This window comes from Lentimicrobiaceae bacterium, assembly GCA_028697555.1.
In the GTDB taxonomy this organism is placed as follows: Bacteria; Bacteroidota; Bacteroidia; order Bacteroidales; family UBA4417; genus UBA4417.
This window is the reverse complement of sequence record JAQVEX010000002.1, coordinates 19,781-44,389: the sequence shown is the minus strand read 5'-3', so window position 1 is coordinate 44,389 and position 24,609 is coordinate 19,781. Positions and strand designations below refer to the sequence as shown.

At 36.2% G+C, this 24,609-nt stretch carries 21 protein-coding genes; 10 read left to right on the top strand and 11 right to left on the bottom strand.

Annotated elements, in window-relative coordinates; genetic code table 11:
- Positions 1-2 precede the first annotated feature (2 nt).
- From PHP31_00525 to queA, 4 genes are all read right to left on the bottom strand, one after another.
- Positions 3-1,193, bottom strand: a complete 1,191-nt coding sequence (locus tag PHP31_00525; GenBank protein MDD3737767.1) for an amidohydrolase family protein — start codon at positions 1,191-1,193, stop codon at positions 3-5.
- Between the two features lie 28 nt (positions 1,194-1,221).
- Entirely contained in the window at positions 1,222-1,920 is a 699-nt protein-coding gene (locus PHP31_00520) for a hypothetical protein (GenBank protein MDD3737766.1), read from the bottom strand.
- A gap of 381 nt (positions 1,921-2,301) precedes the next feature.
- Positions 2,302-2,967 carry a 2-C-methyl-D-erythritol 4-phosphate cytidylyltransferase gene (locus tag PHP31_00515; GenBank protein MDD3737765.1) on the bottom strand — a complete coding sequence of 222 codons (666 nt, stop codon included), beginning with the start codon at positions 2,965-2,967 and terminating at the stop codon, positions 2,302-2,304.
- Between the two features lie 6 nt (positions 2,968-2,973).
- Entirely contained in the window at positions 2,974-4,029 is a 1,056-nt protein-coding gene (gene queA, locus PHP31_00510) for a tRNA preQ1(34) S-adenosylmethionine ribosyltransferase-isomerase QueA (protein ID MDD3737764.1), read from the bottom strand.
- Positions 4,030-4,420: 391 nt separating this feature from the next.
- Between queA and PHP31_00505 the strand changes: the two genes are divergently transcribed.
- Entirely contained in the window at positions 4,421-5,314 is an 894-nt protein-coding gene (locus tag PHP31_00505; protein MDD3737763.1) for a T9SS sorting signal type C domain-containing protein, read from the top strand.
- A gap of 14 nt (positions 5,315-5,328) precedes the next feature.
- On the opposite strand, the gene PHP31_00500 is transcribed toward PHP31_00505, so the two are convergent.
- The 7 genes from PHP31_00500 to PHP31_00470 all read right to left on the bottom strand — a co-directional run bounded on the left by PHP31_00500 (position 5,329) and on the right by PHP31_00470 (position 12,166).
- Positions 5,329-5,652, bottom strand: a complete 324-nt coding sequence (locus PHP31_00500; protein ID MDD3737762.1) for an iron-sulfur cluster assembly protein — start codon at positions 5,650-5,652, stop codon at positions 5,329-5,331.
- An 11-nt stretch (positions 5,653-5,663) separates the two neighbouring features.
- Positions 5,664-6,083 carry a SufE family protein gene (locus PHP31_00495; protein ID MDD3737761.1) on the bottom strand — a complete coding sequence of 140 codons (420 nt, stop codon included), beginning with the start codon at positions 6,081-6,083 and terminating at the stop codon, positions 5,664-5,666.
- 5 nt (positions 6,084-6,088) lie between these two features.
- Positions 6,089-7,342 (bottom strand): cysteine desulfurase, encoded by a 1,254-nt coding sequence (locus tag PHP31_00490; GenBank protein MDD3737760.1) that lies wholly within the window; start codon positions 7,340-7,342, stop codon positions 6,089-6,091.
- Complete coding sequence (gene sufD, locus PHP31_00485) at positions 7,343-8,755, bottom strand: Fe-S cluster assembly protein SufD (GenBank protein ID MDD3737759.1); 1,413 nt, start codon at positions 8,753-8,755, stop codon at positions 7,343-7,345.
- Positions 8,756-8,776: 21 nt separating this feature from the next.
- Complete coding sequence (gene sufC / locus PHP31_00480; GenBank protein MDD3737758.1) at positions 8,777-9,526, bottom strand: Fe-S cluster assembly ATPase SufC; 750 nt, start codon at positions 9,524-9,526, stop codon at positions 8,777-8,779.
- A 34-nt stretch (positions 9,527-9,560) separates the two neighbouring features.
- Positions 9,561-11,009 (bottom strand): Fe-S cluster assembly protein SufB, encoded by a 1,449-nt coding sequence (gene sufB / locus PHP31_00475; GenBank protein ID MDD3737757.1) that lies wholly within the window; start codon positions 11,007-11,009, stop codon positions 9,561-9,563.
- Positions 11,010-11,161: 152 nt separating this feature from the next.
- Entirely contained in the window at positions 11,162-12,166 is a 1,005-nt protein-coding gene (locus PHP31_00470; GenBank protein MDD3737756.1) for an ATP-dependent 6-phosphofructokinase, read from the bottom strand.
- Between the two features lie 251 nt (positions 12,167-12,417).
- Between PHP31_00470 and PHP31_00465 the strand changes: the two genes are divergently transcribed.
- The 9 genes from PHP31_00465 to rplM all read left to right on the top strand — a co-directional run bounded on the left by PHP31_00465 (position 12,418) and on the right by rplM (position 24,608).
- Positions 12,418-14,550 carry an elongation factor G gene (locus PHP31_00465; protein MDD3737755.1) on the top strand — a complete coding sequence of 711 codons (2,133 nt, stop codon included), beginning with the start codon at positions 12,418-12,420 and terminating at the stop codon, positions 14,548-14,550.
- A 269-nt stretch (positions 14,551-14,819) separates the two neighbouring features.
- Positions 14,820-17,207 carry a patatin-like phospholipase family protein gene (locus PHP31_00460; protein ID MDD3737754.1) on the top strand — a complete coding sequence of 796 codons (2,388 nt, stop codon included), beginning with the start codon at positions 14,820-14,822 and terminating at the stop codon, positions 17,205-17,207.
- A gap of 11 nt (positions 17,208-17,218) precedes the next feature.
- Entirely contained in the window at positions 17,219-18,085 is an 867-nt protein-coding gene (locus PHP31_00455) for an NAD kinase (protein MDD3737753.1), read from the top strand.
- Positions 18,086-18,114: 29 nt separating this feature from the next.
- The gene (locus PHP31_00450; protein MDD3737752.1) at positions 18,115-18,951 is read left to right on the top strand and encodes a DUF6089 family protein; all 837 of its coding nucleotides are present in this window, start codon (positions 18,115-18,117) and stop codon (positions 18,949-18,951) included.
- Between the two features lie 97 nt (positions 18,952-19,048).
- Complete coding sequence (locus tag PHP31_00445) at positions 19,049-19,813, top strand: isoprenyl transferase (GenBank protein ID MDD3737751.1); 765 nt, start codon at positions 19,049-19,051, stop codon at positions 19,811-19,813.
- 55 nt (positions 19,814-19,868) lie between these two features.
- On the top strand, positions 19,869-22,490 hold the full coding sequence (locus PHP31_00440; GenBank protein ID MDD3737750.1) for a POTRA domain-containing protein: 2,622 nt from the start codon (positions 19,869-19,871) through the stop codon (positions 22,488-22,490).
- 70 nt (positions 22,491-22,560) lie between these two features.
- Positions 22,561-23,079 carry an OmpH family outer membrane protein gene (locus tag PHP31_00435; GenBank protein ID MDD3737749.1) on the top strand — a complete coding sequence of 173 codons (519 nt, stop codon included), beginning with the start codon at positions 22,561-22,563 and terminating at the stop codon, positions 23,077-23,079.
- A gap of 89 nt (positions 23,080-23,168) precedes the next feature.
- Entirely contained in the window at positions 23,169-23,687 is a 519-nt protein-coding gene (locus PHP31_00430) for an OmpH family outer membrane protein (GenBank protein MDD3737748.1), read from the top strand.
- Positions 23,688-24,152: 465 nt separating this feature from the next.
- A complete protein-coding gene (rplM, locus tag PHP31_00425) occupies positions 24,153-24,608 on the top strand; it encodes a 50S ribosomal protein L13 (GenBank protein MDD3737747.1) in 456 nt (151 codons plus the stop codon).
- The last annotated feature ends 1 nt before the right edge of the window (position 24,609 follow it).

Genomic DNA, 24,609 nt, shown 5'->3' with positions numbered 1-24,609 from the left:
AATTACAAATAGCTATTAGCGGCACATACCAAACTGCACTTGCTGTTCGTCGGAACTCCTTTTTCAACATCAAAATTCGGAATATTTACAATTCCGGGAGCTTTCCCAACTTCGATACTACCTAACATCTTGTCAAATTTTATCAACTCCGCTCCGTTTAAGGTTGCCCAACGTAATAGTTGATTAAATTTCAACTGCGGAAAATTATTCATAAAGGTCATAATTTCCGATAGCATATTTAGTTCCGTATTAGAAGCCAAACTATCGGTACCAATAGTGTTTTTGGTATTTTTGTCGACGAATAATGGAACGTTGGGAAGCTTATTTTCTATGTGCAAATTTGAATTCGGACAAAACGCCCAATACAAATCGCTGAAATTTTGAAGTGCAAAGTCAATATCTTCTTCCAAAGCCACAGTATTGTGGACAAACAATGTGCTTACATCTCTGCTCATATTGCCGGATACGCTTTGTAAAGAACGTTTTCCGGTAGCATCGCAACCTGCGTAATTCGGATTGAAATACTTTCGCCTTTCTACGATTGTTCCCGTTCCTTTTATAAAAAGTTCGTTTTCGTCGTCGTTTTCCAACAGATGAATACTTTGCAGAGATTTATTGTTATCGCTAATTTTTTGCATCAACTCCAACGACACCGAATAAGGTGCGTGAGCGGTAATTTCAGAAATTAATTGGTTCGATTGGAATTTGTTTTTCAAACTAAGTCCTTCGGCGAAAATTTTATCAGCATGCTCACTTTCAGAACCGTACAACTCAATAAGATTGTAAAACAAAATATTACTTTTTAATTTTGGAGAAATGCTTATGTCGGTATTGCAAATATCAATCATAGCAACGGTTCCGCTTTTGTATGCCAAATCTAATTCCGACGATATTTTTTCAATTTTCGTACTGTTACTAATTTCAGTCTTAGCCTTTTCCAAATTTTTAATAAAAGAATCCAATCCGGTTTTGGCAGGAATTAAACCCTTAGCCCAACTTAGTTCCGAATGACAATGCGTATTAACAAAACCCGGACAAAGCGCCCCTTTGTAATAAATTACATCATCACGCAAACCGATTTTGTCGGCACTAACAATATCTACAACAACGTTCCTATCATCAATTACCAAAACGCTATTGGTAATTGGTTCCGACGAGACAGGGAAAATAATATCGGCTTGCAAAAATTTCATAAAAGTATTTTGGCAAGATTTTTAGCACTTATTTTTCTATTTCAAATTCAACAGGATATTTGACACTTTGAGGGTAGGCATATTCAAATAGACCTGTTTCTTGAAAATAGTTTGCCATTTTTAAAGCATCTCCTTTAGAGTTTTTGGTAGCTCTTACAGTAAACAGGGTAAGTCTAGAACCATTTTGTCTTACCAATTCAGTATTTGTTTCTTCAATTGTTTGGTTTAAAGCAGTTAAATCGTTTTCGTCAAACACTGAAACATAAAAATTGTTTGTGTAGCTATTTACACATAAATCTCCCATCTTCTCAAAAATCATGTTTGTACAATCGTCTGTCTTCATAGTATAATGAGCATACAATATTATCGGGTTTCGTTTCAAGTAGGAAATTAGTTGGGTAATTTGTTCGCAAGTTTGAGCAGTCCTAAGCTTTATAGGAATTTCTTTGGCATCGAAATGCTGTTGGTCGTAGATTATATACTCGTAGTTCTGGTCAAATTGCTTCACAGTTGAAATAAAACTTCTAATTTGCTCGTCGCTGTATTTTCTGTCAATACCAAGCAAAATATAATCATTCTGCATTTCTCCTAAATCATATTGCTCACCATAATAATACATAAAACCTACAAAATCACATTTAGTATTTTGCTGTTCCGTGCCGTTATCCTTTTTACAACCTGTAAAAAGTAACGCAATAATCGTTGTTAATAAAACCAATTTTTTCATACCTATTCTATTTTTTTGTTAATATATAATTCACTTAACTTTTTTTGCACAAAAAGCACACCATAAATAACAAATATGCATTTTATTATAGAAAAGTTTTTATATTTTATTTCACTAATGAATAAAGTATTCTGTTTTTCAACTCTCTGTTTATGATGAATTAATGCTGCTTTTTTAAACAACATTGCCTAATCTTTTACAAAGTATGTGTTATAGAAATATTGAATAAGATAACAAATTCGCGGATACTCGAAACCCGTAACTCGTAACCCGCAACCTCATCTTACTCTCCATTTTCGGCATTTCGATACACCGATATTTCGCTTCGCTCAACATCGGCACTCAATGACCGAAAATGTCGCACCACTCACCACTCACCACTCACCACTCACTAATTGCTTTAGCAACTTCAATATCATACGGATACGTAATTTTTATATTCCTATTCAGTCCTTCGCAAAGCGATACCGAATATCCTGCATTTTCAACTACCGATGCATCGTCGGTGAACTTTTCGGTATATGGTTGTTGGTAAGCCTTTTTTAAAATACTTGTCTGAAAAAACTGCGGAGTTTGTACTATTTTGTAATCGCTTCTGTTTACAGCTTCCGAAGTATTGTTTTTTACGGCTCTAATCGAATAAACCAAATCAACAACCGGCACAGCCGATTTGTTTTTTACTGCATGCGAAAAAATATCTTTAAGCCATGGTTTTGTGATTATAGGACGAGCCGCATCGTGCACTGCAATGTACTCGGTGTTAATATCAAGAGCTATGGAGTTTTTTACCGACATAAATCGGGTGTCGCCGCCTATTGTTACATTTACTGCGGAATATTCAGGATTTTTAGCTACTATTTCTTTCCAAAGGGGTAATAATTTTTCCGATAAGGCTAAAACTACTTTATCGCAATTTTCATCTGACAAAAACACATCGATAGAATGCAGCAACAATGGTTTATCTATAAACATTGCAAACTGCTTGGGTTTATCGCCAAACCTTGTGCCATCGCCCGAAGCTAATACAATTGCGGTATATAATTCCATTAGATATTACAAAATAAGCATTGCATCGCCGTAGGCAAAAAATCTGTATTTCTGCTGAACGGCTTCTTTGTATGCAGTCATTAGTAAATTATAGCCCGCAAAAGCACTGGTAGTCATCATCATTATTGATTGTGGCAAATGGAAGTTAGTTACCATTGTTGTAGGTACGGTAATATCGTAAGGTGGAAATATAAATTTATTCGTCCACTGATGTCCGGGTTTCAAAAAGCCGTCTATCGTATGCGATGATTCTACAGCTTTTAGTGATGTAACGCCAACAACACAAACCTTTTTACCGTTTTCAATTGCCTTGTTTACGGTATCGCAAGTGTCTTGTTCAATAATCAGCTCTTCCGAGTCCATTTTAAACTTTGTCAAATCTTCAACATCAATTGGTCGGAAATTTCCTAAGCCCGAATGAAGAGTAATTTCGGCAACATCAACACCTTTTATCTCAAAACGTTTTAATAATTCACGACTAAAATGCAGTCCGGCGTATGGAGCAGCAACAGCTCCTTCGTGTTTTGCAATCAGTGTTTGGTAGCGTTCTTTATCTTCATCTTCAATGTCTCTGAGTCTTTGCAACTCGATTGGCAAAGGTGTTCTGCCCAAGCTGTCTATCAAGCTTTTAAATTCCTCGTCGGTTCCATCAAATAAAAAACGTAGGATTCTGCCTCTGGATGTAGTATTATCAATTACCTCAGCCATCAGCACATCGTTTTCGCCAAAAAACAATTTATTTCCTATTCTGATTTTGCGAGCAGGATCGACGAGTACGTCCCACAAACGGCTTTCTCTTTTCAACTCACGAAGTAAAAACACAGTAATTTGAGCTCCAGTTTTTTCCTTTTCGCCTACAAGCAACGCCGGAAACACTTTGGTATTGTTCATTATCAAGCAATCTCCTTCGTCGAAGTAGTTTATAATGTCTTTGAACAACTTGTGTTCTATGGTTTTGGTTGCTCTATCAACGACCATAAGTCTTGAGTCGTCGCGGTGGGTTGTAGGATATTTTGCTATAAGTTCTGTTGGTAAATGGTAACGAAATTGCGAAAGTTTCATATATTAGTTTTTTATTTTTTAAAAGAAGTGTGCAAAGGTAATACAATTTGAAGCCGAAGTCAAGCTTTTTTGCATATTTTTTATTTTCCCCTTATTTTATAAGGGATTGAGAGCCTGATAAATAATTAGTGGGCTTTGCAAAGAAGAAAAAACTGTTTTTAAAGCAAATCTAACTCCAAAGGTCATTCATCGCTTATCATATCTTGATACTATGTTGATAACTAACCTGCGTAAAAGCACAGCATTTTTTGTTAATTTTTGTTAATTTATGGGGGGGGATTTTTTTAATAATTATTTGTAAATATTTTTTAATTTTGAAGTCATTCAGTTTCATTGTTCTAACAAATTGTATTTACAATAATAGAATTAATAACCTTAAAAATTAAACATTATGATTTACAATAACAAAAAACAATTAATACTGCTAGTGTTTGTAGTTTTGTTTTTTACTGGTGGCTTACATTCGCAAAATTACGACACTATATACGGCAAAATAACTACACGACCATGTCCACCTGAAAGCATACCTACACTTCACAATCTGGTTTATGCCGTACGTTACAATAACATAAACTATATAACTACTATTAATGGCGAACATGCCGGTTTGGAATATTTTGGCACTACCTACTTAATTAACGACAGTGTTAAAGCTATTGGTACAATAAGCGTTAAGCAAGATTGCCAATCCGAAGATTACTACGAAATAGAATTAACAAGTATAGAAAAACTTGCACCACCTCCCGAAAATGTTACCTTAGAAGGAGTGATAGTTCCTTCGGGTAATCCCGGTACTACGTATCCTGTTCTACCAGGAATGGTGTGGCAGTTGTTGGCTGACGAAACCTATTATGTTTTGACCATTAATGATTATTGGTTTGGTTTTATAGGAGAAGGATACGATAGTATTCCTGTTGGTGGCAAATTTTATCATTTATTCGACTCGGTTGTAACTACAGGATATATAAGAGTGCATTACGATATTTTCAATAAGCCATATTACATCTTTGAACCCTCTACGATGGACTATATGGGGTTGTCGGAACAAACGGTAAATAAAATTGATATTTCGCCTAACCCAAGCACCGGTCATATCAGAATAAACACAAGTGCGGACATTAAAAGAGTTGATGTTTTTGATATGAATGGTAAACAAATATGCTCAAAAACTGATATTAATGGAGACTTTGCCACAATTGACAATATTAAAGCAAAAGGTGTTCTGTTTGTGCGGGTTACGCTAAAAAACAACCAATTTGTTGTTAAAAAAATAGTGGTGATTTAATTTGTAGGGTTAGTCTAAAGCAAACCCAACTCCAAAAGTCCTTCATCGCTTATCATATCTTGATTCCACGATGGTTCGAACACCAATGTAATATTTACATCTTTTACTCCGTCAATCATTTTAACTTTTTCGTAAACCTCAGCAGGTAAACTCTCAGCTACGGGACAATTTGGCGAAGTTAAAGTCATTTTTATATCAACAGTAAAATCGTCTTTGATTTCAATTTTGTAAATCAATCCCAACTCCCAGATATCAACAGGCATTTCGGGGTCGTAAACGGTTTTTACAGTTAATACTATTTTATTGTATAAATCTTTTTTTTCGGTATCGTTTTGCATTTTTACTCTTGTTAAATTTTCGATTGGAACGCAAAAGCATATAATTTTATTTGCTTAAGCATTGAGACTAATCCGTTGCTACGCGTAGGCGACAAATGCTCGGTTAAACCAATCTCGTTAATAAAATCCGTAGGAGCATTAAATATTTCGGCAGGCGGATTGCCCGAAAATACCGAAATTACTAATGCTGCCAAGCCTTTGGTTATAACAGCATCGGAATCTGCGGTAAAGTAAAGTTTACCTTCTTTTATTTCGGGATAAAGCCAAACTCGCGATTGGCAACCTTTTATCAAATAATCTTCGGTTTTGTTTTTAGTTTCAATCAAAGGAAGCTCTTTCCCTAATTCAATCAGGTAATTGTATTTATCTAACCAATCGTCAAATTGGCTAAACTGGTCTTTTATCGACTGTATATTATCTTCAATAGTCATGGTTTTTATTTTAAAATTGAAATGACTTTTTTTAACGACTCAATAAAGAAATCAACCTCTTCGACCGTATTATAAAAACTTAGCGAAGCTCTTACAGTACCTAATATGTTGAGTTTTTGCATAAGCGGTTGTGTACAATGCGTTCCTGTTCTGACACAAATGCCGAAGTTGTCCAAAAGTACGCCAACATCGTAGTTATGCTGATTTTTAACATTGAAAGAAAAAACACCTACTTTATTCTCAATATTGGCAAGCAAATCAAGGTCTTCAATTTGGTTTAAACGCCTGCTTGTATAGTCTTTTAGCAGATTTTCGTATTCGAAAATAAAATCTCTATCAATCGAATTGATGTATTTGATTGCAGCTTCAAGACCTACAGCACCTCCGACATTAGGCGTGCCTGCTTCAAACTTGTACGGCAATTGGTTAAACGTAGTATCGTCAAAGCCGACTGTTTCTACCATTTCGCCTCCAAACTGATAAGGGATAAGTTTTTGCAAGATTTCTTTTTTGCCGTAAAGCACGCCAATACCCATAGGAGCATACATTTTGTGTCCCGAAAACGCATAGAAATCGCAATCCAACCTTTTTACATCAATTTTAAGATGCGGTGCACTTTGAGCTCCGTCAATAAAAACGGGTATATTTCTGCGATGCGATAACTCGATAATACTTTCAATATCGTTGATTGTGCCGAGAGTGTTGGACACATGACCAACGGCAACTATTTTGGTTTTTTCGCTCAAAAGTTCTTCAAATTTGTTCAAATCCAATTGTCCCGAAGGTAATATCGGAATAAATTTCAGAGTTGCCTTTTTGCGTTTGCAAGCCATTTGCCATGGCACAAAATTAGAATGATGGTCAAGTTCCGAAACAATTATTTCATCACCTTGGTTCAAAAAAAGTTCGCAAAACGACCAAGCCACAAGGTTTATAGATTCCGTTGTTCCTCTTGTAAAAATAATTTCTTCAGCTTCGCCGGCATTAATAAACTCGGCGACTGTTTTTCTTGCTTCCTCAAACAAAGTTGTAGCCTGATTGCTTAGCCTATGCACACCTCTATGAACGTTGGAATTGGTGGTATTGTAATAATCGGCAACTGCGTTAAGGACTTGCTGCGGCTTTTGAGTTGTTGCTGCATTGTCGAAATAAACAAGTGGCTTGTTATCCAAACGAATATCAAGTATAGGAAAATCCTTGCGAATTGCCTTTATTTTATCTTTATAAGATACAAGTTTATTATTTATATGCTCGTTCATCTACATTTGAGATAAAAACTGTAATAATTTACTTTCGTTTTCGTGCTTTCTGCAATTTAAAACACATTGGTTACACATTGCCAACTCGCCTCTGAGGCGCTTTTTAACCATATCGTCAATTTGAGCAAACAGCATAGGTTCGGCTATTTTATTCACAACTTCAACCACAAAAGCGTAAAGCAGTAAAATATTTGCATTTTCGGGACTTATGCCTCGAGTTCTCAAATAAAACATTGCCATAGGGTCTAACTGCCCTACTGTAGCGCCGTGTGAACATTTTACATCATCGTTGTAAATTTCCAAAAACGGACGTGTGTGCATTTTTGCCTTTTCCGAAAGCAAAATATTTCTGTTGGTTTGCATTCCGTTGGTTTGATATGCGTTTTTCTTAACGTATATATATCCGTTGAAAACACCCGATGCTTGGTCGTCTAGCACTCCCTTGTATAGCTGGCTGCTCGTGCAATGTGGTTTGTTGTGATTTACAACAACCTGATTGTCGATATGATGACTCTTGCCCATGATATATAAACCCGAAATATCGGTGTTGGCATTTTCGCCGTTCAAATCGGTGTACACTTCGCTGCGAATTGTTCCGCCATTAAAACAAAACGAAGAAGTCGTAAAATTGCTGTCTCTGTTTTGATTTACGTAAATAGAGCTAACAACAGTGGTTTCGTCATCTTTGTTCAAAATACGACAAAGATCGACTGTACTATTTTCGCCGACAACAATTTCGGAAACGGAATTGATAAATCCGGGTAGCATATTCACCGATTCTTCGCAGTATATCATAGATAGACTGCTGTTTTTGCCCAAAACAATCAGGTTTCGGGAATTAATCATCATACCTTCATTGCCGATAACCAAATCTATTAATTGCAAAGTAGGTTTAAAGTCAATATTGTCGGGGATATAGATGAAAAGTCCGTCTTGAAAAAGAGCCGTATTCAGATTGTAAAAAGGACTGTCGGAAACATTTTCCGCTTTATTGAAATTATCGGCAATTAGTTGCGGGTGGTTTTCAAAAGCTTGCTTTAAGCTGCAAATAATAACGCCTTTGGGCAATTGCATATCAAAACCGTTGCTTACAAAGTAGCCATTGAATTTAAACAGTTTTGGCAGGTCAAGTCCGTGCACGTCGCAGGTAAAAACTTCATTTGGGTCGAAGTTTTTATCAGGTTCTTGATGGGAAAATTTATACTTCTTGCTCAGACTAATGCTTAAATCGGTTTCTCTCCATTTTTCCCATTTTTTTGTAGGAAATCCTAAATTTTGAAAAACCTCCATTGCCTCTCTTTTCATATCATCGATATGAGTTGAACCCGTTAAGAACAATTCGCTGTTTTGCTCCCAACCCTGCTCAATTCGGTTTTTCAAATCGTATTCAGTATTAATAATTGTAGCGTTCATTAAAAATAACCTCCAATTGTATTAATTTGTTTCATTTTTAATCCAGTCGTACCCTTTCTCTTCCAACACAAGAGCAAGTTCTTTTCCACCGGATTTAACTATTTTGCCGTCGAATAAAATGTGCACTTTATCGGGAATAATGTACTCTAAAAGTCGTTGATAGTGAGTGATGACCAAAGCCGCATTGTCGGGTCGTTTAAGCTGATTAACTCCGTTGGCGACAATTCTTAGTGCATCTATATCAAGTCCCGAGTCGGTTTCGTCTAAAATTGCCAATTTAGGTTCAAGCATAGCCATTTGGAAAATTTCGTTTTTCTTTTTTTCACCTCCCGAAAAACCTTCATTTACCGAACGATTGCTCATTTTTTCGGTAATTTCTACCAATTTCTTTTTTTCTTCAACTTTAGCCATAAAATCCTTTGCAGAAATTGGGTCTATTCCTTTATATTTACGTTGTTCGTTGATGGCTGTACGCAAAAAATTCAGCATAGAAACGCCGGGTATTTCAACAGGATACTGAAATCCTAAGAAAATACCTTCGCAAGCTCTTTCTTCAACAGAAAGTTCCAAAAGGTCTTTGCCGTTGTATATGACTGAACCGGTTTCCACCTTGTAGCCTTCTCTGCCTGCAAGTACGTAAGCCAAAGTACTTTTTCCGGTACCGTTAGGACCCATCAAAGCGTGTACTTCGCCGGGTTTTATGTCCAAATTTATATCTTTTAATATTACTTTATCTTGAACTGATACTTTTAAATTTCTGATACTTAACATATTATAATTTTGGTGAAATTTATTATTAATTTGATTATCCTACACTTCCCTCCAAAGAAATTGAAAGTAGCTTATGTGCCTCAACAGCAAACTCCATAGGAAGTTTTTTGAAAATCTCTTTGGCGTAGCCGTTTACAATAAGACCTATTGCATTTTCCATGTCAATACCTCTTTGCTGACAATAGAAAAGCTGTTCTTCGGATATTTTAGATGTAGTTGCTTCGTGTTCAACTATTGAACTTGTATTTTCGACTTTTATGTACGGAAAAGTATGAGCACCGCATTTATCGCCGAGCAACAACGAATCGCATTGCGAAAAGTTTCTGGCATTTTCTGCTCGCTTGTTTATGCTTACCAATCCTCGATAGCTGTTATTACTTCTTCCGGCTGATATACCTTTTGAAATAATGGTGCTGCTGGTATTTTTCCCGTGATGAATCATTTTTGTTCCAGTGTCGGCTTGCTGATAATTATTTGTAACTGCCACCGAATAAAACTCGCCGACTGAATTATCGCCTGCAAGAATTACGCTTGGATACTTCCAAGTAATCGCCGAGCCCGTTTCAACTTGAGTCCACGATATTTTTGAATGACTTCCTTTGCAAATACCACGTTTTGTAACAAAGTTGTAAATTCCGCCCTTACCTTCACTATCGCCCGGGTACCAATTTTGAACCGTGCTGTACTTGACTTCGGCATCCTTCAAAGCAATAATTTCGACAATAGCCGCATGAAGCTGATTTTCGTCTCTCATAGGAGCTGTACAGCCTTCCATGTAGCTAACGTAAGAGCCTTCGTCAGCGATAATTAGCGTACGCTCAAACTGACCGGTATTTGCTGCATTAATCCTAAAATATGTGGATAGCTCAACCGGACATCTCACACCCTTTGGAATGTAGCAAAAAGAACCATCGCTGAATACAGCCGAATTTAGGGCTGCAAAAAAGTTATCGCTGGGCGGTACAACGCTGCCCATATATCTTTTCACTAATTCGGGGTGATTTTGTACGGCTTCGCTAAAAGAGCAGAAAATAATTCCATATTTGCTCAATGTTTCGGAAAATGTGGTCTTAACAGAAACACTATCGATGACAGCATCGACAGCAACGCCTGTAAGGCGTTTTTGTTCTTCAAGAGAAATGCCCAATTTGTTAAAGGTTTCAATAAGTTCGGGGTCAACCTCGTCAAGACTTTCAAGTTCGGGTTTCCTTTTTGGTGCAGCGTAATAAATTATATCGTTAAAATCAATTTCGGGTATTTCCAAATGAGCCCAATTGGGAATTTCCATTGTGAGCCATTTTCGGTAAGCCTTAAGTCTGAATTCCAACAACCATTCGGGTTCGTTTTTCTTTGCCGAAATAAACCTTATTGTATCCTCATTAAGACCAACTTCGGCTGTTTCCATTTCAATATCGGTGTAGAACCCGTATTTATAGTCGCTTTTGGTAAAATCTTTTATTATTTTATTTGGTTCGTTGTCCATTTTATTCTTCTATTATTATCGTACTATAACGTTTAAAACCAAACAAGTTTGTTCAATTTTTTCGCAAAAATACAAAAATCGCACTAACAAGTATTGTAATTAAAAATTACGAATGTAAATTTGGAAATCTTAACTTTTCAGCTTTTTATCGACTATGAATCGCCAAAGCAAATGCCCATTTTTCTAGATTTTTCTATCAAAGGATTGTCGGGGGAAACGAGTTTTATCTTTCCGCCAACTTCGCTAAGTGGAATAGACTCAATGTTATTGCCGTTTTTGCAAACCATTACTCCAAATTTTTGCTGAGCAATAAGGTCTGCAGTATGAGAGCCGAATTCGGTAGCTAATATCCTATCCATAGGCGAAGGAGTACCACCTCTTTGTATATAGCCTAAAATGGTTTTTCGGGTTTCAATCCCAACTTCTTTTTGTATCATATTAGATATATACGATGCTGCGTACTCGTCTTCGGGCTTTTCAATTCCTTCGGCGACAACAACTATAGAATATTTTTTATCTTCTTTAATTCTCTGTTTCAGATATTTGGAAATATTTTTAATATCGTAAGGTATTTCAGGAATAAGAATAACATCGCCTCCACCTGCGACGCCCGAATACAAAGAAATCCAACCTGCATGGTGTCCCATAAGCTCAATAACCATAATTCTGTTATGCGAGTTGGCAGTAGTATGCAGTCTGTCAATTGCTTCGGTAGCAATCATAACGGCTGAATCGAAGCCAAAAGAAACATCGGTTCCATAAACATCATTATCAATAGTTTTGGGAATACCTATAATGTTTAAGCCTTCATCGGCTAATTGCGAAGCAGTCTTTTGAGTGCCATTGCCACCTATCACAACAAGAGCCTTCAAACCCAAATCTTTGTAATTCTTTTTTATAAGCTTAACACTTTCTTTTGAGCCGCTTTGGAAAGGTTTATCTCTGCTAGTGCCCAATATCGTACCTCCTAAGGTAAGTATACCCGAAAGTTGCTCTTCTTTAAGTTCCTGATAGTTTTTTTCGATTAAGCCTCGGTAACCCGAAGAAAAACCCAACACTTTCATACCATATGTAGATATTGCCGTTTTGCAAACCCCTCTAATTGCGGCATTTATTCCGGGACAATCGCCACCGGCTGTTAATATTCCTATTTTCATTGTTATTACTGATTTTTTATGTGTACAAATGTACTACAAAAACCTGCTTACAGATGTAATTTTTTATTTTATTTTTAAAAAATTAATATACATCTAAAAGCGCAATAAAATTAAGGCTATACGGTGGTTTTAAAAATGATAAAAACAACAAAAGTTAGAGTTTTATAAAATAAAGCATTGTAAATATTGATACATTTTGTAACTTTGCACCCATTTTTAATTAATTTTTAATCAATCATATATAACAAAAAATGAAGGTCTACAAAACAAGCGAAATTAGAAATATAGCTATTATAGGCGGTGCCAAATCGGGCAAGACAACAATTAGCGAAGCCATGTTATTTGAAGGTGGCGTTATTAACAGAAGAGGAACAATAGAAGATAAGAACACCGTTTCGGACTACAGAGAAATAGAGTTGGAACGTGAAAACTCTGTTTATTCTACAGTACTTTTCAGCGAATTTAACGGTAAAAAAATAAATATTATCGACTGTCCGGGTTTCGACGACTACGTTGGTGAAGTAATGGGAGCTTTGAAAGTTGCCGATACTGCTTTAATTGCAGTTAACTCTCAAAATGGTGTTGAGGTCGGAACTGAAATAGCAATGCGTAACACCAACAAAACCAACAAACCCGTAATGTTTGTTGTAAATCAGTTGGGACACGAAAAAGCCAACTACGAAGAAACTGTACGTCAGCTTAAAAACGAATTTGGAGGCGGAGTTACAATTATACAATTCCCAGCTTCTGACGGTCATAACTTTGATGCTGTTATTGATGTTTTGCTCATGAAAATGATTAAGTTTGACGATAACGGTAAACAAACTTTGGTAGATATACCCGATAACCACAAAGCTAAAGCTGAAGAGTTGCACAATGAGCTTATTGAAAAAGCTGCCGAAAGCGACGAACACCTTATGGAAACTTTCTTTGAAAACGGTACTTTGACAACCGAAGAATTAGAAAAAGGCTTGAAAGTCGGTTTGATTAACAGAAGTTTTTATCCCGTTTTCTGTTCTTCATCGAAGCAAAATAAAGGTATTAACCGCATAATGGAGTTTATTACTCAAACATGTCCAGCTCCCGATGAAGTTCCTGCTGCTAAAGACACAAAAGGAAACGAAATAAAATGTAGCTCAACCGAACAACCTATAACTTTTGTATTTAAAACAGCTACCGAAGAGCACTTAGGCGAAATTGTTTTCTTTAAAGTTTTTTCGGGCGATATTACCGAATCTATAGACCTTGTCAATTCGACCAACTCAGGAAAAGAAAGAATGTCGCAGTTGTACGCAGTTGCGGGCAGAAAACGCGAAAAATTAGAGAAAGTTTCAGCCGGCGATATTGCTGCAACAATTAAACTAAAAAATACCAAAACAGGCGATACATTGGCTTCGGCAAAAGCTGAAGGAACACAGTTAGAGCCTATTGTTTATCCGGAACCTAAAATCACAATGGCTATAAAAGCCCAAAACACAAGTGATGACGAAAAATTGGGTGCTAGATTAAGTGATATTAGCAAAACCGACCCGACACTTTTAGTTGAATACTCTAAAGAGTTGAAACAAATTTTGATAAAAGGTCAGGGCGAGCTTCATATAAATACAGTTAAATGGAATATTGAAAATATCGACAAAATACCTGTTGAGTTTTTAACTCCAAAAATTCCATATCGCGAAACTATTACCAAATCGGCAAAATCAATGTATCGCCACAAAAAACAATCAGGTGGTGCAGGTCAGTTTGGCGAAGTTCACATGCTTATTGAGCCATACACCCCAGGAATGAAAATGCAAAGCGAATTCCCAATTCGTGGAACCGAAGAACATCAATTACCTTGGGGCGGTAAACTTGTGTTTAACAACTGTATTGTTGGAGGTACCATTGATGCCAGATTTATGCCTGCTATTCTAAAAGGTATAATGGAAAGAATGGAAGAAGGACCACTAACAGGTTCATACGCAAGAGATATTGTTGTCAATATTTACGATGGTAAAATGCACCCCGTTGACTCAAACGAAATGGCATTTAAACTTGCCGGACGTAATGCATTTAGAGAAGCCTTTAGAAACGCCGGACCAAAAATTCTTGAACCGATTTACGACGTAGAAGTTATGGTTCCAGCCGACAGAATGGGCGATATAATGACCGACTTGCAAGGACGTAGAGCCGTTATTATGGGTATGGACAGCGAAGGCAGATACCAAATTATTAAAGCAAAAGTTCCTTTGAAAGAATTGAACAAATACTCAACTGCTCTTAGTTCAATTACATCGGGTAGTGGTACTTACACGCTTAAATTTAGCGACTACAACCAAGTTCCTGCCGATATTCAAACAGAATTGCTTAAAGCATACGAAGAAGAAGAAAAAGACGACGAATAGTTTTTCTAAATTTCTTATAAAACCAACAAGGGCGGAGTTCACCTCCGCCCTTGTTGGTTTATGTGCCGCAAATGCAGATAAAGCATTACAGTAAAATTAAAAACGATTGTTATGCTTTCTGAAAATTAAGTGCAAATTATCCTAACAATTTATTAATGCACAAATAATAAATTTAAGCACCAAAGGCTCTATTTATCTGTAATATTTTTTACTTTTGTGAAAATAAAACGGACTTTTTCTATTTATTGTTTTTTTGAGCTAAATCGTTTATGAAAAATTGCAAATCAATAAAAATAAGTTTACTCGTATTATTACTTCTTTTAGTTGCAAATCAAGGCGTTATTGCTCAAAATGAAACAACATGTCCTAAGGTGGGCTTAACTCTTAGCGGTGGCGGAGCCAAAGGTTTAGCTCATTTAGGATTGCTCCAAATGATTGATTCGCTAAATATAAAAATAGATTATATTACCGGAACAAGCATGGGAGCCATTTTAGGCAGTTTGTACGCATCGGGGATTTCGGCAAAAGATATTAAAACAATATGCTACAACATTGATTGGGAAAGGGTTATATCCGACAAAATGCCTCTATCCCAAATCAGCATCAACGAAAAAAGCGAGTACCGACAATATTTGTTTGAATTGCCAATAAAAAAAGGTTTGCCTACAATACCCACTTCCATCATCGAAGGGAATTATATTTCCTCCTTGTTTAACGAATATACTTACCACGTAAGCAATATATTTGATTTCGACAGTTTGCCCATACCTATTCGCATTATGACTTCCGACATTACAAACGGAGGTACAATAGTACAAAAAAGTGGTTCATTACCCTCAGCTGTAAGGGCTTCTATGGCAATTCCAGGAGCTTTCGAACCGTTTTATATAGATGATAATGTGCTTGTAGATGGAGGCTTAGATAATAATTTTCCCGTTTTGGAAGCCAAAAATATGGGTGCCGACATAGTTATCGGAAGCTACACCGGATATAAAATGTTTTTTGACGATAATATTGATGATGTAGCTCAAATACTATCAAGAGCAGTTGCTCTTAAGTCGATAGACGATGCAAAATACCAAATGCGATACTGCGATATTTTATTAAATCTGAATGTTGCAATAGACAAATACAACGTAGCCGACTTCGCTTCGTTCAAGGAAATAATAGAAATTGGAGAACTGGAAGCACGAAAAATATTGCCGCAGCTTGTCGAAATCGCAAATATGCAAAAGGAATGTGATTTTGAAACCCGCGATATAAACAAAAATATCACAAACGATATATCAAAAATCAACTATTTCTATCAAAACAACCAACCAATTACCGATAAATCGACTATATGGTTCTTAAATAGTACAAGTTTGCTAAAACCAAACAACAAATACGATTTCTATCAAATACAAGAAGGTGTTGATAAAATATTCGGAACCAATTTGTTTCACAACGCATACTTCAACATTTCCGAAGATACCAACAACAAACAACAGCTTAATATTTTTATTAAAGAAAAAAAAGCAGGTATCTTCAAATTAGCAGTACACTACGATACTGAAGAAAAAACCGGACTGCTTTTAAACTATACTTTTTACAACTTACTCGGAAAGCGTTCTCGTTCTTTATTCACTTTCGACCTTAGCGAACGAATAAAAGCTCAGCTAAATCACTATCAGTTTTTTGATCCCACAAAAAACTATTGGTACAAAATTAAGGCTACTTACAAAAATTTAAACAGTAACAATATTATTTTAAACACCGACGACCTGAGCTCGAGCCGACAGCCCAACTACAACAAAGGCGACTTGGTTTTTTCGGTAGGATTAGGATATCTGATAAACAACAACTCTAATTTAGAATTTAATTTCCTGTACGAACTTGAACATTTGAATACCAAAAAAAACGCATTCGATAATGTTATAGACGTTTACAAACCAGGTAACTTTTACGGACACTCTGGGCTTGCAGTAAATTTAACTTACCGACAAAATAATCTTGAAACTTCGTACTATCCAAAAAGCGGCAACAGAACCTATTTTGAACTAAAATACAGCTTTAACAACGAGTACAAGCTAAAAGGACTTAACACTGTAGATACTGGTTCGTATATAATATACGACTATATAAATCCTATCAGTATGTTTTATACAAAGCCTAATACTAAAGCTTTTTTTAGAGGTTTGTTTAGCTACGAACACCGCTTTTTGGTATTGCCCAAATTGACGATAGGAGCAAATTCATCTATAGGCTTCTTCATCGCCAAAGGCAGATTCCTAAAATCTACCGACTACATGTATTTTAACAATATATTTACTCTGGGAGGTTTCTGCGAAAAAGAATTAAGCTCAAACATATCGTTTATAGGCTTAAACGATAGAGAACTACCGTTAAACGGTTTTTTATCGCTTTCTTTAAGCGCACAATACAATGTGTATAACAAAATATACCTAACCCCAATGGTAAGCTACGCGTGGAGCGTTGATAATATCAACGCATTTAGCAATATCCCAAATCACAATTTTTCGGTTTGGGGAGTGGGTGTAAATGTTGGCTATATGTCTATTATAGGTCCTGTAAATTTAAGCATAGGCAAAGCAATAATATGGAACGAACTAAAACTTCCATTTAGAGCGAGCCTAAGCATTGGTTATAAATTTTAATATTTTGTGATATGAATGTTGCCTTGTACTCAAAAAAACTCAGACCCGAACAAATTCCCGAAGTTGTCGGTGTTGTTAAGCTTCTGCTTAAAAAAAATTGCAAACTCCTTATTTGGCATACATTATACGATGATTTAATATCGGAATTGCCCGAGATTGAAAATGTTGAAACCTTTGATGAACCGATAACCAAATGCAGTAACATAGATTTGATATTGTCAATTGGTGGCGACGGTACTATAATAGACACTGTGCATTTGGTCAAATGCACCAACGTTCCTATTGCCGGAATTAATGTCGGAAGTATGGGCTTTTTAGCCAGCATCCAAAAAGACGAAGTTTCGGAAGCTCTCAACGAAATTATTAAAAGAAGATACACCACACAAAAACGTACACTGCTGTCTATTTTGTTTAACGAGCACAAGTATATGGCTATTAACGAAATTTCAATAAACAAAAAAGACACCGGTAGCATGCTTACAAACAGCGTGTGGGTTAATGACCAATTTATTTACTCATTTAGAGCCGACGGAATTATTGTTGCTACTCCTACCGGCTCAACCGCATACTCTATGAGTTGCAACGGACCTATTGTTACACCCGACAGCAAAATTATTTTAATAACACCTATAGCTCCACACAATTTATCGGTACGTCCACTCGTTATTCCTGATAATGGTACAATTAAAATTAAAATTGAAAGTAGAGAAAATATAGCTTTAGTTACTGTCGACGGTAAAAGTTTTAACATCAATAACGACACGGTTATATTGGTGCGCAAGTCTGAGCATAAAGTCAGACTTATACAACGACTGAACGAAAACTTTTTCTCTACATTGCGAACAAAACTAAATTGGGGAAAAGATATTAGAATTTGAACAAAAAGTAAAATAATCGAATATAAACAATGAAAATAAAACACCTTTTCACACTACTGCTATGTGTTTTAGTTATAGAAATACAAACGGGTAAGTCGCAGGGATACGGCGAGTTGGGATTTGCCGGCGGAGTTATGTACTACATGGGCGAACTAAATCCGAACAAACCGTTTTTAATGCCTAAGGCTGCCGGTGGTTTTTTGTACAGGTACAATTTCAACGACCGCGTTGCAGTTAGAGCACAAGGATTTATGGGAACAGTGCAAGCCGACGATGCAGTGAGTAAAGCTAATTTGGAAAGAAATCTTAATTTCAAATCGCAAATTATTGAAGGAAGCGTTCAAGCCGAAGTTAATTTTTTGCGTTACTTCATCGGAAGTATCAAGCATAGAATAACTCCATACATGTTCGGAGGAGTTGGTTTCTTTACGTTTAACCCCAAAGGTTACGTCAACGACAATTGGGTAGAACTTAAACCACTGCACACCGAAGGACAAAACACAGGAAACGACCGCCCCGACGAATACAAATTGGTTTCATTGTGTATTCCATTTGGAATAGGTGTTAAGTACAGCTTGAACAAATACGTTGGATTAGGTTTGGAATGGGGCATGCGAAAAACTTTTACCGATTATCTTGATGATGTAAGTCGCACATACTATATGGATTTAGCTTCCAACCCTAATGCTCCCAACACTAACGAAATCTTAGCCTCCGACCCGAACAAATCGCACATGGACGGTATGAAAAGGGGTAACTCAAAAGATAAGGATTGGTATTCATTTGCTGGACTTACGGTTACTGTTAAATTAAGTTCATTGAAAAATGAAAAATGCTTAAATCAACAGAATTATAGTAACTATTAAACCAATAATTCTCAGCAAACTGTCATTTTGCAATTAAAATATTTTAACACAAGTAAATATACTATGCTAAAATAAATATTACCTTTGTCGATTAATTATGGAGCAAACAAAACTTGATAGCATAATCTCAATGATAGATAAGGAGCGTGTTCCCCAACACGTTGCCGTTATTATGGACGGAAACGGACGTTGGGCAGAACGTAGAGGCGAAGATAGAATATTCGGACACCAAAATGCTATCGACGCTCTTAAAGATACCATCGAGGGTTCTATACAAATAGGTGTTAAGTACCTTACTGTTTATGCTTTTTCTACCGAAAATTGGAATCGCCCCAAAAGTGAAGTCGATGCTCTGATGCAACTGCTAATCGAATCAATTGATACACAAACCGACGGCTTGATAGAAAATAAAGTTTGCTTAAAAACTATTGGCGATACCGAAAGATTATACCCCGAAGTGCAACAAAAACTTTTGCAAGCTATTCAAAAAACCGATGCTAAAGATAGCAACCTACACTTGTACTTAGCTCTTAGCTACAGCGGTAGAAGCGAAATTATTAGTGCAGTTAAAAAAATAGCTTCGGACTTGTTGGAACAAAAAATTTCGGAAAAAGATATAAACGAGCAGCTAATTGCAAGTTATATGTACGACCCGAATGTTCCCGATCCCGAACTTATGATCAGAACAAGTGGAGAAGTTAGAACCAGCAACTTTTTAATGTGGCAAAGCGCATATACCGAACTATATTTTACCAACGTACTTTGGCCCGATTTTAGAAAAAAAGACTTGTTTGACGCCATTATCAACTACCAAAGCAGAGAAAGACGTTTTGGCAAAACAGGTAAACAAATACTTAAGTAAACAGATTTTTAGGCATAACAATTTGATAAATATAAGCTTTACATAGCAAAACCAAATGAAAAACAAATACATAAACATACTTTTAATTATCATTGCGCTACTGTTGGCTCAAAACATAAAAGCTCAAATTGTTATTGGCGAAGAAAAGTTGGAAGTAAACTACGCCGCCCCAAAAGAATATACAATTGGAGGTATAACGGTTACAGGAACACAACATATAAGCACTTCAATGCTTATTTCAATTTCGGAATTGCGTGTTGGCAACAAAATTGAAATCCCAAGCGATAAAATTAAAAAAGCTATTGAAAACATTTGGAAACAAGGCTTATTTGAAGATGTTAAAATAGTGTCTAACAGAATACACAACGACCAAATATTTTTAGATATTATTGTTACCGAACGCCCACGATTATCAAAATTCAGCATTGTTGGCGTTAGAAAAGGCGAAGCCACCGACCTTCGCGATAAATTAAAAATATCGAGAGGCGACGTCGTTACCGAAAACTTAATCAACAGAGTTAGCAATACCATTCAAAAACATTATAAAAATAAGGGTTTTTCGGCTACCAAAGTAAACATCGTACAAGTAGAAGACACATCTCTCAAAAATTTTGTTGACTTAAAAATCAGCATAAATAAAGGTAAAAAGGTTAGAATTGAAAAAATAAACATCTACGGCAACGATAAGCTTAGCCAAACAGCTATCAAATCGGCTATGAAGAAAACCAAAGAAGCCGGAAAATACAACTTCTTAAAATTTACAAACCAAACAATTTACTCGGCTTTCTATCACCTGTTTGATAACAGTATTAACGAATTGCCCAATACGGTAAACGATTTAGCCGACCAAAACATAAAAGTGCGTGTTTTTAAAGGTTCTAAATTTTTAGAAAAAGATTACGAAGAAGATAAACAAAACATAATCAGAAAATACCACAACCACGGCTTTATCGATGCTCACATTACCGAAGATACGGTTTACAATATCAACAAACAACGCCTGAATATAGACCTGCACGTTAACGAAGGCAATAAATATTACTACCGAGACATTACTTTTGCCGGAAACACCAAATTCAATTCCGAGGAGCTTGCATCGTTTATAAGCATTGAAAAAGGAGATGTTTACAACCTTGAATATCTAGAAACGGTCTTAAACTTCAACCCTACAGGTGTTGATTTAATGAGCTTATTTGCCGACGACGGCTACCTTACCTGCAATATTGAACCCGTTATTATGGGAGTTGAAAACGACTCTATTGATATGCAAATAAGAATTAGAGAAGGCAAGCAAATGCGTATAAATAAGGTTACTGTTTCGGGCAACACACGAACAAACGATGGAGTAATAATTCGCGAATTGGCAAGCCGACCCGGACAATTATTCAGCCGTTCGGATGTTTTGCGAAGCCGTACATCTTTAAGCCAACTAAAATACTTTAACGCCGAAACTATGGGAATTACCCCTACCAACATCGACCCCAATAACGGAACCGTGGATATAGCTTATAGCGTTGAAGAAACATCTTCTGACCAATTAGAACTATCGGGCGGATGGGGCTTTAGAAGATTCATAGGAACCTTGGGCGTTTCTTTTAATAACTTTTCCACTAAAAAATTCTTCAAAAAAGAATCATGGAAACCTATCCCTTCGGGAGATGGACAAAGATTATCGCTCAGAGGTCAATCGTATGGCAGAGGTTATTACAGCATTTCAGCATCATTTGTCGAACCATGGTTGGGAGGCAAAAGACCAAACCAATTTAGCGTTTCTATCTACAATTCCAATCTCACACACAACTATAAGGAAGCAAAAGAAGATTGGATACAATATAATATTTTAGGTTTTAGTGTTGGATTAAGTCGTCGTCTGAATTGGCCCGACAACTATTTCAGTTTCTTCCACTCGCTAAACTTACAACAGTATCGACTAAGAAATTACACTCCATACCTTGCTGTTCTCGACGGTAACGGTTTGTATCAAAACTATTCGTACACAATTGGTTTAAGTCGTTACTCAAACGATGCGCCCATTTACCCCAGAGTAGGTTCCGAATTTAGCGTATCGGTAGAAGCTACACCACCCTACTCCATTATGTTTCCTAATGCTTACGAACAAAAAAGCAATGTGGACAAATATCGCTTGGTTGAGTTTCACCAATGGAAGCTAAACGCTACATTTTATCAGCAAATTGTAGGCGACTTGGTGCTTATGGTTAGGACAAAAGCCGGCTTTATAGGAAAATACAACCCCGACTTAAACATTACTGCATTTAACAGATACGTTATGGGTGGAGACGGAATGAGCGGCTACGGCTACATCGACGGAAGACAGGTTATAGGCTTTAGAGGTTACGAAAACGAGTCACTAACCACAACTAAAAAGGGTGCCAGTATATACAACAAATCCACATTAGAGATAAGGTACCCGCTAACCCTTAATCCGAATTCAACAATTTATGCATCTATTTTTGTTGAAGCCGGAAACACTTGGGACAAAATTAAAGACTACAACCCATTTAACGTTAGACGATCGGCAGGTGTGGGATTGAGAGTATATTTACCAATGTTCGGCTTGCTTGGTTTAGACTGGGGTTACGGATTTGACCCAATCCCTGGTATGCCTTCTGCCAACAAGGGTCAGTTCCACTTCTCCATAAACTCATCTATTGATTAAATTTGGCAAGTTTTTTGTTGTTCCTATATCTTGAAAAAGAAAATAATAACTCAAACAAAAATTTTAAGCAATGAAAAAAGTCATTATTATTACCATAGCTTTATTAGCAGGTTTTTTGTCGGCTCAGGCTCAAAAAATAGCTTACGTTAACACGGCATACATCATGCAAAACATTCCGGAGTACGGCGATGCACAAACTCAATTGGAAAATTTCTCGGTACAATGGCAAGAAGAAATTGAAGAAAAGTTTTCGGAAATCGACAATCTTTACAAAAGATACCAAAAAGAAGCGGTTTTGCTACCCGAAGAAATGAAGCAAAAAAGAGAAAATGAAATAATTAATAAGGAAAAGGAAGTAAAAGAATTGCAAAAAAAACGCTTCGGTAAAGATGGCGATTTACAAAAAAAACGCGAAGAACTTATTACCCCAATTCAGGAAAAAATATACACAGCCATTGAAGCAATTGCAAAGGAAGAAAACTACGCAATTATTTTAGATAAAGCCGGTAATGCAACTATTATCTACTCAAATCCAAAATACGATATCAGCGAAATGATACTCGACCATTTAGGTTATACGTACAAATAATTGCTAATTTTTTCTAAAAAACAGCTTAATATAATTTTATTGCTACTTTTGCAAAAACAAATTAGGAACTAAAAAAATAATTAATAACGATGAGAAAATCTTTTGTAAAAATTTTAGCCTTAGCAGGCATAATCTTATTGAGTGGCAGCATGTACGCTCAAAAAGCCGGTAAAATAGGACACGTAAAGTTCAACGAAGTTTTAGAACAAATGCCGGGACAAGATACCGTGAAAACAGTGTTGGAAAAATACATCAACGACTTGCAAAATCAGCTTACTATAATGCAAAATGAATACGAAACAAAAGCTATTGACTACCAAAAAAATGTCAATACAATGTCAAGCATTATAAAATCGACAAAAGAAAAAGAACTTAGCGACTTGGAAACACGTATTGGTGCATTTCAACGTTCGGCAAACGAAGAATTAAACAACAAACAAATAGAACTGATTGAGCCTTTTATTGAAAAGGTAAAAGCAGCTATTAACGAGGTAGCAAAAGAAGGAAACTATGCCTACATCTTTAACCTTGTTGAAGACTTAATTCTGTTTTCCGATGGTGGCGAAGACGTAACACAACAAGTAAAAGCTAAGCTTAATATAAAATAAGTCATAATAATATTAGCGAAAAACGAAAGCCGCATTAGTTATGGCTTTCGTTTTTTTTATGCAAAATTTTTACTTATAACGCCTTATAAATATATTTTTTAGTCATTAGCTTTTTTTGATTAGTGTTGCGTGGTGCGAGTTACGGGTATAGTTCTGTCCCGAAGTTTCGGGAGAGTTCTGAGTGTCTCAACTCTTGTCTCATAACTTAAAACTAGGAACTAAAAACACACCCATCACTCCCGAATACTCGGGACAAGCCATCACCCATCACCCATCACTATCCAACAGCCAACGGCTAACAGTCCCGAAACTTCGGGACTAATGGCATTTATTGGACAACAATGATTTTTAATACAAAAATAATGTTCAATCATTTGGTTAAGTGTAAAAATATATCTACTTTTGCAAACCGTTTTTATCCAAATTAAAATTAAAATAATTGAATAACAGTATTTTATTGAAAAAATGAACACACAAAGTTATAAAACAGCAACACCGTCAAAGTCTGCTATTGAGAAAAAGTGGGTATTGATTGATGCTGAAAATGAAACATTAGGACGTCTATCCTCAAAGATAGCCTATATACTCAGAGGTAAAAACAAGCCTCATTTTTCGCCTCATATGGACTGTGGCGACAATGTTGTTGTTATAAATGCCAGCAAAATTAACTTTACAGGCAAAAAAATGACCGATAAAGTTTACGTCAGACATACAGGCTACCCCGGAGGACAAAGATTTAGAACTCCTAAAGAATTGCTTGTTAAAAAACCATGCTTCATAGTTGAACACGCCGTTAAAGGAATGCTACCAAAAAATAAATTAGCAAACCAACTATTCAGAAACCTTAGAGTTTTTGAAGGACCTGAACACAACTTAGAAGCTCAGAAACCAGTAAAAATCAATTTAAACGAAATTAAATAAA